Annotated in this window: 12 protein-coding genes; 8 read left to right on the forward strand and 4 right to left on the reverse strand. The window is 48.3% G+C overall.

The window, feature by feature from the left end:
- The first annotated feature begins 30 nt into the window (after positions 1 to 30).
- The 3 genes from ABGI61_RS05860 (at position 31) to ABGI61_RS05870 (ending at position 4171) form a co-directional block, all read left to right on the forward strand.
- Positions 31 to 2415 (forward strand): VolA/Pla-1 family phospholipase, encoded by a 2385-nt coding sequence (locus ABGI61_RS05860; protein ID WP_347598315.1) that lies wholly within the window; start codon positions 31 to 33, stop codon positions 2413 to 2415.
- 108 nt (positions 2416 to 2523) lie between these two features.
- On the forward strand, positions 2524 to 3522 hold the full coding sequence (gene sohB, locus ABGI61_RS05865) for a protease SohB (protein ID WP_347598318.1): 999 nt from the start codon (positions 2524 to 2526) through the stop codon (positions 3520 to 3522).
- A 1-nt stretch (position 3523) separates the two neighbouring features.
- Entirely contained in the window at positions 3524 to 4171 is a 648-nt protein-coding gene (locus ABGI61_RS05870; protein WP_347598321.1) for a thiopurine S-methyltransferase, read from the forward strand.
- Between the two features lie 18 nt (positions 4172 to 4189).
- Here the strand turns inward: ABGI61_RS05870 and ABGI61_RS05875 are convergent, their stop codons facing one another.
- A complete protein-coding gene (locus ABGI61_RS05875; RefSeq protein WP_347598324.1) occupies positions 4190 to 5524 on the reverse strand; it encodes a dicarboxylate/amino acid:cation symporter in 1335 nt (444 codons plus the stop codon).
- 172 nt (positions 5525 to 5696) lie between these two features.
- Here ABGI61_RS05875 and ABGI61_RS05880 point away from each other — a divergent pair, with 172 nt between their 5' ends.
- Positions 5697 to 7955 (forward strand): Ig-like domain-containing protein, encoded by a 2259-nt coding sequence (locus ABGI61_RS05880; protein ID WP_347598327.1) that lies wholly within the window; start codon positions 5697 to 5699, stop codon positions 7953 to 7955.
- Between the two features lie 62 nt (positions 7956 to 8017).
- Here ABGI61_RS05880 and astB read toward each other — a convergent pair whose 3' ends face one another.
- On the reverse strand, positions 8018 to 9361 hold the full coding sequence (astB, locus tag ABGI61_RS05885) for an N-succinylarginine dihydrolase (protein WP_347598330.1): 1344 nt from the start codon (positions 9359 to 9361) through the stop codon (positions 8018 to 8020).
- 224 nt (positions 9362 to 9585) lie between these two features.
- On the opposite strand from astB, the gene topA reads away from it, so the two are divergent.
- Positions 9586 to 12171 (forward strand): type I DNA topoisomerase, encoded by a 2586-nt coding sequence (topA, locus tag ABGI61_RS05890; RefSeq protein WP_347598333.1) that lies wholly within the window; start codon positions 9586 to 9588, stop codon positions 12169 to 12171.
- A 56-nt stretch (positions 12172 to 12227) separates the two neighbouring features.
- Here topA and ABGI61_RS05895 read toward each other — a convergent pair whose 3' ends face one another.
- Positions 12228 to 12992 (reverse strand): hypothetical protein, encoded by a 765-nt coding sequence (locus ABGI61_RS05895; protein ID WP_347598336.1) that lies wholly within the window; start codon positions 12990 to 12992, stop codon positions 12228 to 12230.
- Between the two features lie 73 nt (positions 12993 to 13065).
- Positions 13066 to 13758, reverse strand: coding sequence for a sensor histidine kinase (locus ABGI61_RS05900; protein ID WP_347598339.1), 693 nt, complete (start codon positions 13756 to 13758; stop codon positions 13066 to 13068).
- A 140-nt stretch (positions 13759 to 13898) separates the two neighbouring features.
- Here ABGI61_RS05900 and cysB point away from each other — a divergent pair, with 140 nt between their 5' ends.
- From cysB to ABGI61_RS05915, 3 genes are read left to right on the forward strand one after another with little or no spacing between them, the layout of a single operon-like run.
- Positions 13899 to 14876 carry an HTH-type transcriptional regulator CysB gene (gene cysB, locus ABGI61_RS05905; RefSeq protein WP_347598342.1) on the forward strand — a complete coding sequence of 326 codons (978 nt, stop codon included), beginning with the start codon at positions 13899 to 13901 and terminating at the stop codon, positions 14874 to 14876.
- A gap of 27 nt (positions 14877 to 14903) precedes the next feature.
- Positions 14904 to 16025 carry a 4-phosphoerythronate dehydrogenase gene (locus ABGI61_RS05910; RefSeq protein ID WP_347598345.1) on the forward strand — a complete coding sequence of 374 codons (1122 nt, stop codon included), beginning with the start codon at positions 14904 to 14906 and terminating at the stop codon, positions 16023 to 16025.
- 11 nt (positions 16026 to 16036) lie between these two features.
- A complete protein-coding gene (locus tag ABGI61_RS05915) occupies positions 16037 to 17059 on the forward strand; it encodes an aspartate-semialdehyde dehydrogenase (RefSeq protein WP_347599086.1) in 1023 nt (340 codons plus the stop codon).
- The last annotated feature ends 212 nt before the right edge of the window (positions 17060 to 17271 follow it).

The following is a 17271-nucleotide window of genomic DNA, read 5'->3' on the forward strand; positions in this document are numbered from 1 at the left end:
AAAAATAAAAGTCAGGATAGGGGAGATACTATGAACAAGCTAGCTCTTAGCATAGCTGTCGCACTCGCTTTAGGATTAACCGGCTGCGGTGGCGAGTCTTTAGATGATATTAAACAAGAAGAAGCAGGTAGCGTAACGCCGGTTTCACGTGTTGTGTTCGATCCGGGTGCGTCAACTCCCCGTTTGTCCGTGCCAAACGATTTATTATTCCAAGGTACTACCGATGGCACTCTGAATATGCCAGGTGAGCGCAACGCTGCTGGGGTGCCTTTGGAATCACCGAATTATGCCGGCGACCCGTCTACAGCCTTAGGTGCGCTAGATGGTTGGTCAACGCAAAATCCATATACGATTGCCGTTGATATGGCAGCCGGAGCTACGCTAGAGGCTTCTTCTATTCAGCAACCTGGAGCTGTTCGTCTGTTCGAAGTGGTAATGCAAGGGCCAACTTCATCTGTAGAAGAGTGCAGAACTGCCAACCAGGGTTTTGCCTGTCAAGTTGTGTCTGAGCTTGTTTTTGGTCAGGATTTCGTCACAGCGGTGAGTGGTAACAGTATTGCAGTGGTTCCGCTGCGTCCGCTGAAGCCTGCGACAACTTATATGACAGTGTTGACTTCGCTGATCGAAGACTCTAATGGCACCCCTCTGGCACCGTCAACCAGCTATGAGCTGGTGAAGCAAGATGATGCAACACTGCCACTTAATACGCCATCGCAATTATCACTGCAAAGACTTATCAATAGCTTTGAAGATGTGATTTCTGCAGAGGGCGTTGACCGTGATACTATCGTTTACACGGCGGCGATGACAACACAGTCAACAAGCAATGTTTTGGCAACGGTAAAGGCAATAATGGCTGCGCCGGGCTCGCCTTATGCGCCGTCAACTTTAGAAGTAGCAGCAGTCGCCCCCGTGTCTATGATTCCTGACACGCCGCTGACGGGTAACGCCTTGTTTGATAACGTTATCCTGTACACTGGCGATTTTGATGTGCCATATTATCTGGGCAGCCAAACTGCTGAGGCGCCAACAGCACCACTTAACACACGTTGGACAGCCGCTTGCGATAGTGGCGTGATATTGGCGCAAGCACCAGAAGGCGTAATTCCTGAAGCGCCTCAGTCTGCAAGTGATGGTGTGTGTATGGCATTAACACAGACTCAAGCAGTACAATTGCGCGATCTTGGTCTGGATTTACGCCGTCACTTAACCAAATTTAATCCTATTCCTAAGATAAATTCAGAAGCAACAGTGCCTGTCATTATGACGGCGCCTAATGCCCCAGCGCCGGCTGCTGGCTGGCCAGTGGTTATTCTGGCGCACGGTATTACTTCATGTAAGGAAAATATGCTGGCGGTTACCGCTGCACTGACTCAACAAGGTTTTGCCACCGTAGCCATTGACCAGCCTCTGCATGGTGAGCGTGGTTTTAACGGTATAAACGCATCAGGTAGCAGCTGCGGGGTAGAAAACGGTAATGCTACGGTATATATGAACCTGGCGAATCTGTTAGTGACGCGTGATAACCTGCGGCAAAGTGTTGCTGATTTATTAGCACTGCGTTTGGCGTTGAACAGTGTACAAGGCATTAGCCTGGACATGTCTAATGTACAGTTGCTAGGGATATCACTGGGCTCTATCACTGGTGCCTCGGCCGTTGCGCTGGCGAATACACCAAGTGGTTCAGCTCAGCTGGATGCAGCTTACAATATGAAGTCTGCAGCCTTATCTGTACCAGGCGGTGCCGTAGCAAACTTTTTGTTAGAGTCTGCTAGTTTTGGCGCCCTTATTCGTGCCAGCGTTATCTTAGGTGCAGAAAACCTGCAGCCAGGTTTTGTGGCTTACTTGCAACAGGAAGATTCACCTTGTCTGGCACTGATTGAAAACCAGGCCAGCTTTACTGGCTGTGCTGCACAGTTTGTTGATGCTTATTTGACAAGCCTGGCAGAAGATGAAACTCAGGCTGCAAGTCTGGCTGCTATTCAGGCGACTATTGCACAGTTTGCCTTTGCCGCGCAAACTATCACCGATAGTGGCGATCCAAACAACTATGCTCAGTTGTTAGTGGCCAGCGAAACACCAGTGTATATCGCTGAAGTGATTGGTTCAGGTATTAATTCTGCAACGTCAGACAGGGTTATTCCAAACCAGACTACCCGTATGCCGCTGGGTGGTACAGAGCCTTTAGCTCGTTTGTTAGGGGCAACTGCACTGGAAGCGGTGGCAGGTCCACAAGCACTGGCAGGTAATGTAATTGCTCGCTTCACTGCGGGTAGTCACAGCTCATTGTTAGACCCTAATGCAGGTAGTAGCGATACCACTACGGAAATGCAAATACAAGCGGCGTCGTTCCTGAAAACTCAGGGCGCGGCAGTATCAGTGGCTAACCCAGCAGTACTCGCCCCAGCTAACTAATTTAAGCTGAATATTGCAAAGCCCGGCTCGCCGGGCTTTTTCTTTTGTACTCAAGCAGTACAATCATACCCAGAGTGTGAGTGTGCGATAACGAGGTAGGGGATCGAATTGGAATTTTTATACGAATACGGTTTATTTCTGGCTAAAGCCGCAACCTTTGTGGTGGCAGTGGCTGTTGTGGTTGGTCTGATTGCTGGCGCAGCTATGAGTGCTAAAGAAAAGACGAAAAAAGGCCAGCTAGAATTTACCAATTTAAGTAAGCAATACCGGCAAATGCAGACAGGGCTGCAACAGCAATTGCTGGATAAAAAGCAGTTTAAACGTTGGCAAAAAGATCAGGCAGACGAGAAGCACCAACATAAAGCCAAGCTTTTTGTAGTTGATTTTGACGGCAGTATGGATGCACGGGAAACTGCTTCACTGCGGGAAGAAATAACGGCTATTTTGTCTGTGGCTAACACGCAAGACGAAGTACTACTGCGATTAGAAAGCGGCGGTGGTGTGGTACATGGCTATGGTCTGGCAGCGTCACAGTTAGACCGTTTGCGCCAGCACGGCATAAAACTGACCGTTGCGGTAGATAAAGTAGCTGCCAGCGGTGGCTATATGATGGCGTGTATTGGCAACCAGATTTTAGCGGCGCCATTTGCCATCTTGGGCTCTATTGGTGTTATTGCTCAACTGCCGAATTTCTACAAGTTACTGCAAAAAAACGACATCGATTTTGAGCAGTTTACCGCCGGCGAATACAAGCGCACTGTTACCTTGTTTGGTCAGAACAGTGATAAAGGCCGAAAAAAGTTTCAGCAAGAACTGGAGCAAACCCACCAGCTGTTTAAGCAATTTGTGCAGCAGCACAGGCCACAACTTGACATGGCGCAAGTCGCAACGGGTGAGCATTGGTTTGGCTATCAGGCGTTGGAGCTTAAATTAATCGACGCTATTCAGACCAGTGATGATTACTTACTGTCACAGCTGCCTAGCCACCAATTGTTTCAGGTTAAGTATCATGTGCGTAAAGGCCTTGCTGAAAAGGTCGGTATGGGCTCAGCCGCTATTTTATCGCACTGGTGGCAAAGGCTAATGCCGCAAAGTTGGTTGCGTTAGTATGGAGGTTGAATTTTGGTTGGCGCGCTGGCAAAACAATGAGCTGGGTTTCCAGCTGGACGATGTGCACCCGTTATTACAACGGTGTTTGTCGCAGGTGCTTGGTCAACATAAGCGGGTATTCGTGCCGCTGTGCGGTAAGTCATTGGATATGTGTTACCTGACGACCTTTTTGCCGGTAACCGGAGTTGAGTTATCACAAATTGCCTGCGATGACTTTTTCAGCGCTTATCAACAGCCATTTCAGCAGTTGTCAGTGCCACCATTTCGCCGTTACATCAGCGAGCATATAACCTTATGGCAGGGTGATTTTTTTGCTTTAAGTCCAGCTCAATTAGAGGGCGCCAGTTTAGTGTACGATAGAGCTGCTTTGATAGCGCTACCTGAGCAAATGCGTCAGCAATACGCCTCTAAATTGCAACGGCTATTACCAGCGGGCAGCACAATTTTGCTGATTAGCCTCGAGTATCCGCAGCACGAAAAGCAAGGGCCGCCTTTTAGCGTAACAGCGGCAGAAATTGGCCGCTTATTTCAAGGTGCCGACATTCAACTAATGGCAGAGCTGGAACAAACCGGCAAAGGCTTTGCCAGACGACGGTTTGCTACCAGTTATTTAGTCGAGCGGGCTTACAGGATAAGGCTGCCTTAAGCAGCTTTATCCTAAGATTTAACGTAGGTGGTGAAAGTCGACGCTTTCTTCTTTACTGCCGGCGTTTACATCATTGAACACGGCTTCATCAAACGCATTTTCGCTTTTACCCACGATACAAGACACCATTGCATCACCTGTGACATTAACCGCTGTCCGAGTCATGTCTAACAGCCGGTCTACACCAATAATTAACGCTATACCTTCTACCGGTAAGCCGACTTGTTGTAATACCATTGCCAGCATAATCAAGCCAACACCAGGCACGCCTGCGGTACCAATTGATGCCAGCGTAGCCGTGAGAATGACCATTAGGTAATCGCTGAGTGTTAAATCAACAGCGAACACCTGAGCGATAAACACCGTGGCGACGCCCTGCATAATAGCCGTGCCGTCCATGTTAATTGTCGCACCAAGCGGCACAGTGAAAGAGGCTACGCTGTTCTTGACGCCCATCTTTTTCGTAACGGTTTCCATGGTTACGGGCATAGTAGCGTTACTGCTAGAGGTGCTAAAGCCAAACAGGGCGGCATCCCGCATTTTTCTGAAGAAAACTAGTGGGTTAAGGCCCGTTAGCAATTTCAGGATAACACCGTAGCTAACAAGGCCATGTAATACTAATACCGCCATTACCACAACAAAGTATTTTGCCAGGCTCGCAATGGTTTCAAAGCCCAGGGTGGTGAACAGCTTAGCCATCAGAAAAAATACGCCATAAGGTGCTAGGTTCATCAACAGGGTTACCAGCTTCATAATCACTTCGCTTAAGTCATTAAATACTGTGCTTAAGCGTTCACCAGCCTTGCCACTCATCGCCATTGCAATGCCAAATAACAAGGCAAAAACAATGATTTGTAGCATGTTGCCTTTTGCCATCGACTCAATGGGGTTGCTTGGGAAGATGTTAATAAAAACTTGGGATAGTGATGGCGCTTCGCTTAGGTTAAAATTCGCATCTGACTGCATTTCAACCCCAATGCCGGGATTGACTAGCAAAGCGGTAAAAATCGCCAGGCTAATTGCAATAGCAGTGGTAACCAAATAAAGCGTTATGGTTTTCCCTCCCAGGCGTCCTAATGCTGTGGTGTCAGACAATGAGCAGGTGCCACAGACAAGTGATACAAACACCAACGGCACGACCAGCATTTTTAAACTGGCGATAAAGATCTCTCCGCCAATATGGAAAATACCATCCACAAACAAGGCTTTAAGCGGGATGTCCAGGCCAAGCAGATAAAGCATCCGCTCATCTTGTCCGGCCAACAACCATTTAAAGAAAAAACCAACAACAATACCGGCCGCCATGCCAATTACAATGCGGGTGGTTAACCCGAGCTTGTTATTTTTTGTCATAAAATAAGGTGAGAATTTTAAACACAATGGTGCTTAGCCTAACAGGTTGCTTGGGCTAAAGGCAGATTCAGCGAAATTTTTTTTGAAAATAGCTGTGACGTTTGCCAGATTAATGGTTTAAGATACAGAATTAACAAAAACTATATAATAAAAACAGCTTGGGAGAGTTTTCATGCGAAGCATTAAGCAACTACTCGTTGCGCTAGTTGTTACAACCCTGGCCGCCTGTGGTGGCGGTGGCACGCTTAATAATGATGGTGGCGGTACCGGTGGTGGTACTGGTGGTGGAGCGACTCCGGTTTTCTCACTCGACGTGACGCTTAGCAACGCCGCTGGCGATGCCTCGACAGCACTGGCTCAGGCTACGCCATTAACTGTGACAGCTACCTTAACTGCAACTAATAATGGTGTGGTGTCTGGCCGTCTTATAGAATTTACACTTAGTAATACCGCTTTGGCGACATTTGGCAACACGGCAGGTAGTGCGATTACTAACGCCGATGGTGTTGCAACTATCACTTTACTTGCAGGAAGTAGCAGTGGTGCTGGTGTAGTGACTGCAAGTTTCAACGATACATCAGCAGAAGCTGCATTTGAGTCTGCAGGGGATGGCGGAGACCAAGTTGATGTAACCGTTGGTTCTGTAGCGCTGATTGCAGATAATTTACAGCTAGGCACGGGTGTCTCAGATCAGGTCGAGCTTACCGCGTTAGTGCGTGATGCGAATAACGTGGTTATCTCCGGCGTCCCTGTAGTGTTTTCAACCGACTCTGGTGAGTTAGCTCCGTTAGACGATGCGACAGCAGAAAATGGTACAGCGCGCGCAACCCTGACGACTCAGACAGACAAAAGTAATCGCACTATGCTGGTCACAGCCCGCGTACAACAGCAAGTTGCTCAGCTGACTATCACCGTTGTGGGTAATCAGCTGGAAATTTCAGCGCCCGAATCGATTGTGTTAGGTGATACTGTAAATGTGGATGTTTTCTTAACCGACTCTAATGGCAGCGGTATTCAGGGCACTGAAGTTCAAGTGGCCTCAGCACTGGATAACACGCTGAGTGATGATAGCCCCGCCACCTCGGGTACCTCTGGTAAAGCTAGCTTCACTTACACTGCCACCAACAGTGGTAACGACGTTCTTACAGTTACCGCGGCAGGTATTACGGCACTAGCTAATATCAACGTAAGTGCCGACGCTTTTGCGTTTCTAACAATGACTGATGCGAGTGATGAGGCACTACCGGGTGATCCGGTGCAGGAAGTGGCATTAAATACTGCGCAGCAAATTGAAGTTGAATGGCTGGTTAATGACGCGGCCAATCCTGCTGCAATGGTTAATTTTGCTACCACCCGTGGCGTTATCGCTGATGCTGCTGCAAATCTGGCTAATGATGTTTCTACATCAAACGAAACGGATGCGCAGGGCGTGGCTGAGGCTTACATCCGCTCAGAGTATGCGGGTTTGGTTACCCTTAGCGCCACCGGTGGAACGGGGGATAATGCCGTCAGCGCTAAGAAAGTGATTGAGTTTGTTGCCACTGAGCCTGCCGTTATCGAAACCCAGGCTATTCCCGCGCAAGTTGGCCCCGGTGAGTCAAGCACGGTGCGTGCTGTAGTTCGGGATGCTAACAATAACCCGGTGAAGAATCAGACAGTTGTATTCTCACTTGATAATGCAGCCGGCGGTTCAATTAGTAGCGGTACTGCAATTACGAACTCACAGGGTGTGGCAACTACTGTATTTACTGCAGATACCACGACGGGTGCCGGCGTAGAAGGCGAGAATCTGCAAGTACAAGCAGCTCTTCAAGGTAACAATACTGTGTCAGATAGCACTAGTATTGCTGTTGGTGAGCGGACATTATTTTTCCGCTTCGGTACCGGTAATACAATTCAAAAACCAAGCGAAAGTACGTATCGCAAAGAATTCTCTGTAATTGTTACCGACAGTTCAGGGAACCTTGTTGAAAACCAAACCTTGAATTTAAGTGTGACGCCGATCAGTTACTATAAGGGCGACTGGGTCAGAAACCCTGCAGTTGGTAGTTTCCTGTCTTGGGTTCCATCACCAAATGCCATAGAGTGCCCTAACGAAGACGCAAACTTAAACGGTGTCATGGATGATGGTGAGGACAATACTGGCCTAGGCAATAATAATGGTGAACTTACGCCGGGTAATCGTGTAACAGCGCCGCAGACTATTACAGCAGATGAAAATGGTATTGCAGTATTTTTCATTACTTACCCCCAAGATGTCGGCGGTTGGATGACAGTGCGTTTGCAAGTTAGTGGTTCCTCTGCGGGTACTGAAAACGTCACATATCGTGAGTATAGATTACCTTACTCACAGGACGATGCTGATGATGAGGCTAATGCCCCAGTAACGAATGCATTTGGCGTAGAGCTCGATTGTACAACTACCAGATAGATCGTGCTTGATGACGAAAAGGGAGCCATTTGGCTCCCTTAGTTTTTTGTTAGATTAACTTATTAACCACGCTGGAACGGATATACCGAACCTAAGTTTAGGATCTGCGTTAACTCATCCAAAGCTGTGCGGGATTCTTGCAATAATTGCGGGTCAGCTAAATCTGCCTCTGAGATTTCATCACGATAATGTTTATCGACCCACTGGTTAAGCGTTGCAAACAGCTGGTCATTCATCAGCACATGCTGGTTTACCGCTTGCTTTTCCTGCTCGCTCATGGCGACACGCAGGCGTAAACAGGCAGGGCCGCCGCCATTGCGCATGCTTTGTTTTACATCATAGTAATGGATTTGTTTAATCGGCGTATTACGCTGTTTCAGCTCATTTAAGTAAGCAGATACAGTGGCACTTTCCTGGCACTCAGTAGGCGCGATAATCGCCATTTCGCCGCTGGGTAAGCTGATTACCTGAGTATTAAATAAATAGGTTTTTACCGCTTCAGCGACTGACACTTCACTGTCTTTCACTTCAATCAGGTAAAGCTCTGTGTCATTACCAAATTTACGCTTAAGCTCGTTCAGTTTGGTCTGGCTATCGACAAAGGCTTGTTGGTGATAAAACAACACGTTCTGATTACCAACGGCGATAACGTCATTATGAAATACGCCCTGATCTATCACATCGGGGTTTTGCTGCATGTAGACCACATGCTCATCACTTAAACCGTGTAAACGGGCTACCGCTTCACAGGCTTCCAGTGTATGGCGTGCCGGAAAACGCTTAGGCGCTGGCTTACTGCTGTCAAAGGCATAGCGGCCAAACACAAAGAGTTCCACACCCCGCTTACCATAAGCGCTGCAAAGTCTGGTATGATTCGCCGCGCCTTCATCGCCAAAGTGATCATTGTCCGGTAAATGAGTATGATGCGCAAAATGCTCTGGGTTACGGAACATCGCCTGCAAAATGTTGCCAGTGGTGACAGGTTCCAGCGAGCGGTGAAACTTGTTGGTCAGGTTAGCTGGGGTAAAGTGAATTTTGCCATCAGCCGTGTCGGCACTGGGCGATATGGTAGCCGCGTTAGCCGTCCACATACTTGAAGCCGAACAAACGGCCTTAAACACTGCAGGGGCTTGCTTAGCGGCATTTGTAATCACCTGTGCATCTGAACCGCTAAAGCCAAGGCGACGTAGCGTGTAGACATCAGGTCGCTCTTGCGGGGCTAATACACCTTGTACCATGCCAATATCATGTAAGGCTTTCATTTTGCTTAAGCCTTGTTTTGCTGCCTGGCGTGGGCTGGAGGTGTTTTTCGCGTTAGATAACGAGGCAACGTTGCCAATAGATAAACCGGCATAGTTATGCGTTGGTCCTACCAGACCATCGAAGTTTGCTTCAAAAAATTTCATTTTTGCTTTATATCCTTTAATTGGGATGGGCACTGTTATTATTATTTTTGCGGCCGCTTAGGATGCTTCATTCGTTCTGGCGAAGCTTTCGCCAGACAGCTCTTAAAATGAGCTGGTTTGCATAATAATGAGTTTATTCACTTGTCACAACTGCGGTTTACGGATATACGTTAAAAAAGCAGCATTACAGACATGCACTAAATGTTAGGGATCCTGGTATTAAGATGGCGAAATCACTGGTTATAGTAGAGTCACCGGCGAAAGCGAAAACGATTAATAAATATTTGGGCAACGATTTTATCGTGAAGTCCAGTGTTGGACATATCCGCGATTTACCCACCAGTAGCAGCAAAGAAAAGGCCGCCAGTAAAAAAACGCTGAGTAAAGAAGAAAAAGAATATCAGGCGTTGGTAGACCGCATGGGTATCGATCCGGCACATGGCTGGAAGGCCCGCTACGAGATTTTGCCCGGCAAAGAAAAGGTGGTTAAAGAGTTAAAAGCGCTGGCGGAAAAAGCGGATACTGTCTATCTGGCAACGGACTTAGACCGCGAAGGAGAAGCCATTGCCTGGCATTTGCAGCAGATTATCGGTGGTGACGAGCAGCGCTTTAAGCGTGTTGTGTTTAATGAAATTACCAAAAATGCCATTCAGAATGCGTTTAAGGAGCCCGGTGAAGTTAATGTTGACCGGGTAAATGCCCAGCAGGCGCGCCGCTTTTTAGACCGGGTGGTGGGCTTTATGGTATCGCCGCTTTTGTGGAAAAAAGTAGCGCGTGGCTTGTCTGCCGGCCGGGTACAGTCGGTTGCGGTGCGTTTGGTGGTTGAGCGCGAACGCGAGATAAAAGCCTTTGTGCCGGAAGAATACTGGACTATTGCCGCCGATACCCAGACAGCGGCGGCTAAAGCACTGCAACTGGATGTGATAAAGCAGGGCGGTAAGGCTTTTAAACCGGTAAATAAAAGCCAGGCTGATGCCGCGCTGACATTGCTGCAGGCTGCCCGTTATCAGGTGACGGAGCGTGAAGATAAGCCCAGTAGCAGTAAGCCACAGGCGCCTTTTATCACCTCCACGCTGCAGCAGGCTGCCAGCACCCGGCTGGGGTATGGCGTAAAGAAAACCATGATGTTGGCGCAAAGGCTGTATGAAGCTGGGCACATCACTTATATGCGTACCGATTCAACCAATTTAAGTGCGGATGCGGTGGCGGCCTGTCGCGATTATATCAGCAACCACTTCGGCGCTCAGTATTTACCAGAGCAACCGCTTAGCTACGGCAGCAAAGCCAATGCGCAGGAAGCGCACGAAGCAATACGGCCATCAGATGTGAATGTGCTGGCCGGTAGCCTGGCAGATATGGAAGCTGATGCCCGCAAACTCTATGAGCTGATTTGGCGGCAATTTGTTGCCTGTCAGATGCCACCAGCTTTGTATGATGTGACCAATATCACTGTGCAGGCTGGTGAGTTTGAACTTAAGGCTAAAGGTCGGGTGCTGCGCTTTGACGGCTGGACTAAGGTGCAGCCGGCGGTTAAGCGTAAAGATGAAGAAGAAAATGAGTTGCCGGACGTGAAACCTGGCGAAGCGTTAACACTGGCAGAACTACACAGCGCGCAGCATTTTACTAAGCCACCAGCCCGTTTTAGTGAAGCCAGCTTGGTAAAAGAGCTGGAAAAGCGTGGTATTGGCCGGCCATCAACTTATGCGGCCATTATTTCTACCATTCAGGAGCGCGGTTATGTGCGGGTGGAGAACAAGCGCTTCTATGCTGAAAAAATGGGAGAGATCGTCACAGACCGTTTAGTCGAGAACTTTAACGATTTGATGAACTACGACTTTACCGCCAACATGGAGCTGAAGCTGGACGATATTGCCAATGGTCAGGCACAGTGGCGTAAAGAACTGGACAGCTTCTACAGTGATTTTTCACAGAAGCTGAAAACCGCAGAAAATGACCCTGAGCAAGGCGGTATGCGGGTAAACCAAGTGGTGGTGACCGATATAGCCTGTCCGACCTGTGGCCGCCCTATGGGCATCAGAACGGCGTCAACCGGCGTATTTTTAGGTTGTACCGGTTACAACTTGCCACCTAAAGAGCGCTGCACCACCACAATGAACCTGGTAGCAGGTGATGTGGCTGTGAACGTCAGTGACGAGGATGAACTGGAAACTGAAGCACTGCGGCAGAAAAAACGCTGTAGTAAGTGTGGCACCGCGATGGACAGCTATTTGATTGACGAAAGCCGCAAATTACATGTCTGCGGCAATAACCCAGCCTGTGATGGCTTTAGTGTCGAGCAGGGTACTTTTAAAATTAAAGGCTACGATGGCCCGCTTATTGAGTGTGATAAGTGTGGCAGTGACATGCAATTAAAGTCGGGCCGCTTTGGTAAGTATTTTGGTTGCACAAACAGTGACTGCAAAAACACACGTAAGTTATTGCGCAGTGGCGAAGCTGCACCTCCAAAAGAGGATCCGGTGCATTTACCTGAGCTGAAATGCGAAAAGTCAGAGGCCTATTTTGTGTTACGTGACGGTGCAGCCGGCCTGTTTTTAGCGGCGTCAACTTTTCCCAAATCACGTGAAACACGCGCACCTTTAGTCGCTGAGCTGGCAAAATACCGCAGTCAGTTGTCGCCGAAGTTTTACTATCTGGCCGATGCACCGGTAAAAGATCCAGACGGCAACCCTGCGATAGTGCGCTGGAGCCGTAAAACCAAGCAGCAGTATGTGATGTCAGAAAAAGACGGCAAAGCTACTGGTTGGTCGGCCTGGTTTGAAAATGGTAAATGGGTGGTGGCGAAAGCCTGAACCAATTAAAAATTAAGGCCGCTGCTGCGGCCTTAATTTTCTGAAACAGGGGGTGATTACCACTTACGCTTGGGCGCAAACAGCTCGTCCAGGTCTTTATTTTCTTTTTCTTCTTTTTTCTCTCTGTCGCGCAGGTTGCCTTCTTTTAGCAGGGTGGCAATATCCTGTAGTGCTTGCATCACTTCAGACTTACGGCTTAACGCATAATCGTCCTGGTGTGGCGTGTTTGACAATGCGGTTAACGCTTTTTCAAAGTATTGCCGGGCAGAACCGAGCATATTGTTACTTCTGGCCTGATTACCACGTTTAATTTGGCTTTCAACGTTTATCCGCAGTTGCAGCACTTCCAGCCGCTTATCTTCCTGGATCACCATTTGGGTATCAACATTACCGCGGGCATGCTCGGCGCGCAGCACGGTGCGCAGGCGCTTAATACCTTTAATCATACCGATAAGCTGCTGATCATTATCCGGCAGGGTTACACCATCGCTAAAGCTACTGTTATCAGCACTACCTTCGCTTAGGCGTTTTTCGGTTTCCTGTAAGCGTTGTTTAATGTCTCTGGCGCCAGGCTCTAGCTCAACCATAGCCCGCAGCGCGAAGGCGATGCGTTTTAACAGCATTTGGCTTATTGCTGGTGATAAGGGCACATTAGCCGAGTTAACAATCAGCTCTTCGGTGTCTTCCAATATGGTTCTGAGTTTACTGAACTCAGCACGTTTTAAGGTGGCAAGCCGTTCTTTATGCTGCTGTATAGCATTGACAATGATGGCGATAACCACCAGTGCTACTACCAGCGTTATTATTAAGGTTAACAGCATTGAAACCTCTTATAAGTGACTTACATCTGCATATTAATCATAAAACAGCTTAAATAACAGCTGCCTGTTGCATTCAAGGCAGGCTTAGGCGAAATACACCGCCGCCAAAGCGGCCGCCATTTATCAGCTCAACACTACCATGTTGGCCTTTATTTTGATGTGCTGTGGCAATAAGGTTAGCAAAAAATATTCCAAGGCCGGTGTGATTATTCGCCAAATCCGGCGTATTCATGTTAAAAGGGGCGGCGTTGAGCATAAAATCGGGAAAACCTTTGCCATCGTCGTGCACTTCGATCACTAATTGCTCCTGTTGTGTTGTGACAACAAGCGCGATGTGTTGCCGGCAATAGCGCAGCGCATTAGCAACGGCATCATTAAGCAGGTTAACAATAAGGTCATAGTCAAAATACCAGTATAGATTATCTGGTTGCTCTAAAGTGATTTGCAGCTTTTGTTGTTCACTGAAAAACTGATTTTTCAGCAGAACTTCTTCAGTAACATCGGCAACAACATGCTGGTCAATTTGCACCGGTAACTGATTACGTTCCAGCCGGTATAGTGATAATAACTGCAACAGGTTTGAATTCAGCCGGTTTGCCTCATAGTTCAGCCGGGCCAGTTCATCCTGTGCCGGGCCAGACAATTGCAGACTTTCTTGCTGTATAAGCTCAGTAGCCTGGATCAGCATGCACAGGGAGTTTTTCATATCGTGTACGGTGGAAGCCAGCACCGAGGCAAAGTCTATTGCGGGAAGTTTGGGTCGCATAAATTCTCCGTTCTGTACACTGGCAGCAGGCTTATTTTTAGCTACGATTAGTTATAGCATTAACCAATTTAAAAATTAGTTGGAATATCCTGCTTAACAGGTATATTGAGCAGTGATAAGCCATTACCGGACCTGTGCCCATGAAATTGCAGCAGCTGCGTTACATAGTTGAAGTGCTGAACCATAACCTGAACGTTTCCTCAACAGCCGAAAGTCTTTATACCTCGCAACCGGGGATCAGTAAACAGGTGCGTATGCTGGAAGATGAGCTGGGTATTCAGGTATTCGGCCGTAGCGGTAAACATTTAACGCATGTTACCCCAGCCGGGCGCGAGGTGATTGATATTGCCCAGCAAATTTTGGCAAAAGTGGAAAGCATTAAAGCGGTGGCCAAAGAGCATACGTTGCCGGATCAGGGCAAGCTTAATATCGCCACCACCCACACACAAGCCCGCTACGCACTGCCACCGGTCATCAGTGGTTTTATGCAAAAATATCCCAAGGTGTCATTGCATATGCATCAGGGCACGCCACAGCAAATTTCTGAAGCGGCGTCGCGCGGTGACGCTGACTTCGCCATCGCCACAGAAGCGTTGCACCTGTATAACGACTTAGTGATGTTGCCCTGTTATCACTGGAACCGCAGCGTTATTGTGCGTCAGGACCATCCATTGTTACAGGTTGGGCGCAAAATTGCCGTGGAAGATGTCGCTCAACATCCTATTGTCACTTATGTGTTCGGCTTTACTGGCCGCTCAGAATTAGACCGTGCTTTTGCCGCCAAAGGCCTGGAGCCCAAAATCGTCTTTACCGCTACCGATGCCGATGTCATTAAAACTTATGTGCGGCTTGGGTTAGGTGTGGGTGTTATTGCTTCGATGGCGATGGACAAAGAACTGGATAAAGATTTGGTCGCGATTGACGCCAGCCATTTATTTGACGCCTCAACCACCAAAATCGGCTTTCGCAAAGGCGCGTTTTTACGCACCTATATGTATGATTTTATCGAGCGCTTTGCGCCGCATCTAACGAAAGACGTGGTAGAAAAAGCCAATATGTTACGCAATCAGGACGAAATTGACCGTATGTTTGCCCGCTTTGAGTTGCCGGTGCGCTAGCAGCCTACCTTATAAGATAATTGCGCTATGAAAATTTATGCTGATGAAAACATGCCGCTGGTACAGGCGTTTTTTCAACATTTGGGTGAAGTGATTCTGTTCGATGGCCGCAAGGTTACTGCCGCACAGCTTGGCGACGCCGATATCCTGTTAGTGCGCTCTGTTACTGCTGTAGATGCCAGCTTGCTCGACACAAACGCCAGGCTGCGCTTTGTCGGCACAGCCACTATTGGCACTGAGCATGTCGATCAGGCTTACCTTGCCGGGCGCAATATTGCTTTTGCCAGTGCGCCAGGCTGCAATGCTCAGTCGGTGGTGGAGTATGTGCTGAGTAGTTTGTGGTTTCTGGCGGAAAAATATCAGTGGCAGTTAAGTGATAAAACCATTGGCGTAGTAGGGGTTGGCAATATTGGCAGCCTCCTAGTGCGCTGCTTAACGGCGCTAGGGCTAAAAGTGTTGCAGTGTGATCCGCTGCGTCACGAGGCCGAGCTCAATTTCTGTCACACCGATTTTGATAACCTCTGTCGGCAGGCAGACATTATCAGTTTTCATACGCCGCTGACAAAAGAGGGTAAATGGCCAAGCCGGCATCTGCTTAACGCAAGCGCCTTGGCCGGGCTGAAGCCAGATTGTGCCATTATCAATGCTTCTCGCGGTGGCGTCATTGACAATGCAGCATTGCTGAATGATTTAACCGCCAGGACACAACGTCGCGCTGTAGTACTGGATGTATGGGAAAATGAGCCCGACATCCTGACGGCACTGCTACCTTATGTTGATATTGCCACCGCGCATATTGCCGGCCATAGCGTCGAGGGTAAGGCTAGAGGTACGCAAATGCTCTATCAGCAATGTTGCGCGTTGCTCGGACAGCCGGTTCAGCGGCAATTACAGCAGCTGCTGGCGCAGCCGGCGATGGAAAAATTACAGATTAGTGCAAATTTTGGGCTTCCAGATGTCCAAAATTTGGCAAGACTGTTATATGATGTGCGCCGTGACGACGCTATTTTTCGCGATGCTTTGTCGGTTAAAGGTTTTGATTGGATCCGTAAAACTTATCCGCCCCGGCGTGAATTTAGCTCGTTGCAACTTAGTGGCAAAGTCGTACCCGATTATTTGCTGCAATTAGGGTTTAGCCTCGCACAATAACAAGAGGAACTATCATGGCGTCGCAATACAATGTTGCTGTTTTAGGGGCAACAGGTCTGGTTGGCCAACATTTAATAGAGATTTTGGAACAGCGTGACTTCCCGGTCGCGCAATTATTTCCGCTGGCCAGCAGCCGCTCTGCCGGTGGCACTGTGACGTTTAAAGGTAAGAAAGTTAAAGTCATTGATGCCGAAACGTTCGACTGGTCCCAAGCGCAAATTGGTTTGTTTTCGGCCGGTGGCAGCGTATCGGCTATTTATGCGCCTAAGGCAGCCGATGCCGGTTGTGTGGTGATTGATAACACTTCACATTATCGCTACGAACCCGACATTCCGTTGGTAGTGCCAGAGGTGAATGCCCATGCTATTGCTGAATATCGCAACCGCAATATTATTGCCAACCCGAATTGCTCAACCATTCAGATGTTGGTGGCGTTAAAACCTATTTATGACGCTGTCGGCATCAGCCGTATTAATGTCGCGACCTATCAGTCGGTAAGTGGTGCAGGCCAGGAAGCCGTTGAAGCTCTGGCGCACGAAGCCGCTCAGTTGATGAATGGCCGGCCTATTGAAAATAGCGGTAAATTTGCCCGTCAGATCGCCTTTAACGTGATCCCACAGATTGATGTGTTTATGGATAACGGCTACACCAAAGAAGAAATGAAAATGCACTGGGAGACGCAGAAAATCTTTGGCGACAGTAGCATAGCCGTTAATGCGACAGCAGTAAGGGTGCCGGTATTTTTTGGTCATGCTGAGGCGGTGCATATTGAGACTCGCATGCCGATTAGCGTAGAACAAGCTAAAGCCTTGTTGGCAGATGCACCAGGTGTGGTATTGTTGGAAAACAATGCTGATTTTCCGACTCAGGTATGCTCAGCCGCGGGCAAAGACGAAGTCTTTGTTGGCCGTATCCGGCAAGATTTGTCGCATGAAAATGGTCTGAACCTGTGGGTAGTGGCAGATAATATCCGCAAAGGCGCAGCCACCAACAGTATTCAAATTGCAGAGCATCTTATTCGCGATTATCTGTAACAGACAGGCCCCAACGGGGCCTGTTTCATTTTTGCGTTTTACCTCTGTTATTTCAGCGTGTTGTGTTAATTTCTGGTGATAATTAGCACAGTGCTTTATATTATTACTTTCACGGTTACCAGAAAAACTGGAATAGTGTTTGCAAAGCAGCTAAAGACAGGCTGCAACGTGGCCGACATCTTGATGTAATAGTACCTGAAGCTGGGTAGGGA

Origin of the sequence: Rheinheimera fenheensis, assembly GCF_039871805.1 — a bacterium.
GTDB lineage: Bacteria > Pseudomonadota > Gammaproteobacteria > Enterobacterales > Alteromonadaceae > Alishewanella > Alishewanella fenheensis.

Bases quoted from the DNA above. Each gene is read 5' to 3' on its own strand.
- ABGI61_RS05860 (WP_347598315.1), top strand. From the start codon at position 31: ATGAACAAGCTAGCTCTTAGCATAGCTGTCGCACTCGCTTTAGGATTA.
- ABGI61_RS05870 (WP_347598321.1), top strand. From the start codon at position 3,524: ATGGAGGTTGAATTTTGGTTGGCGCGCTGGCAAAACAATGAGCTGGGT.
- ABGI61_RS05875 (WP_347598324.1), bottom strand. From the start codon at position 5,524: ATGACAAAAAATAACAAGCTCGGGTTAACCACCCGCATTGTAATTGGC.
- ABGI61_RS05880 (WP_347598327.1), top strand. From the start codon at position 5,697: ATGCGAAGCATTAAGCAACTACTCGTTGCGCTAGTTGTTACAACCCTG.
- astB (WP_347598330.1), bottom strand. From the start codon at position 9,361: ATGAAATTTTTTGAAGCAAACTTCGATGGTCTGGTAGGACCAACGCAT.
- topA (WP_347598333.1), top strand. From the start codon at position 9,586: ATGGCGAAATCACTGGTTATAGTAGAGTCACCGGCGAAAGCGAAAACG.
- ABGI61_RS05895 (WP_347598336.1), bottom strand. From the start codon at position 12,992: ATGCTGTTAACCTTAATAATAACGCTGGTAGTAGCACTGGTGGTTATC.
- ABGI61_RS05900 (WP_347598339.1), bottom strand. From the start codon at position 13,758: ATGCGACCCAAACTTCCCGCAATAGACTTTGCCTCGGTGCTGGCTTCC.
- cysB (WP_347598342.1), top strand. From the start codon at position 13,899: ATGAAATTGCAGCAGCTGCGTTACATAGTTGAAGTGCTGAACCATAAC.
- ABGI61_RS05910 (WP_347598345.1), top strand. From the start codon at position 14,904: ATGAAAATTTATGCTGATGAAAACATGCCGCTGGTACAGGCGTTTTTT.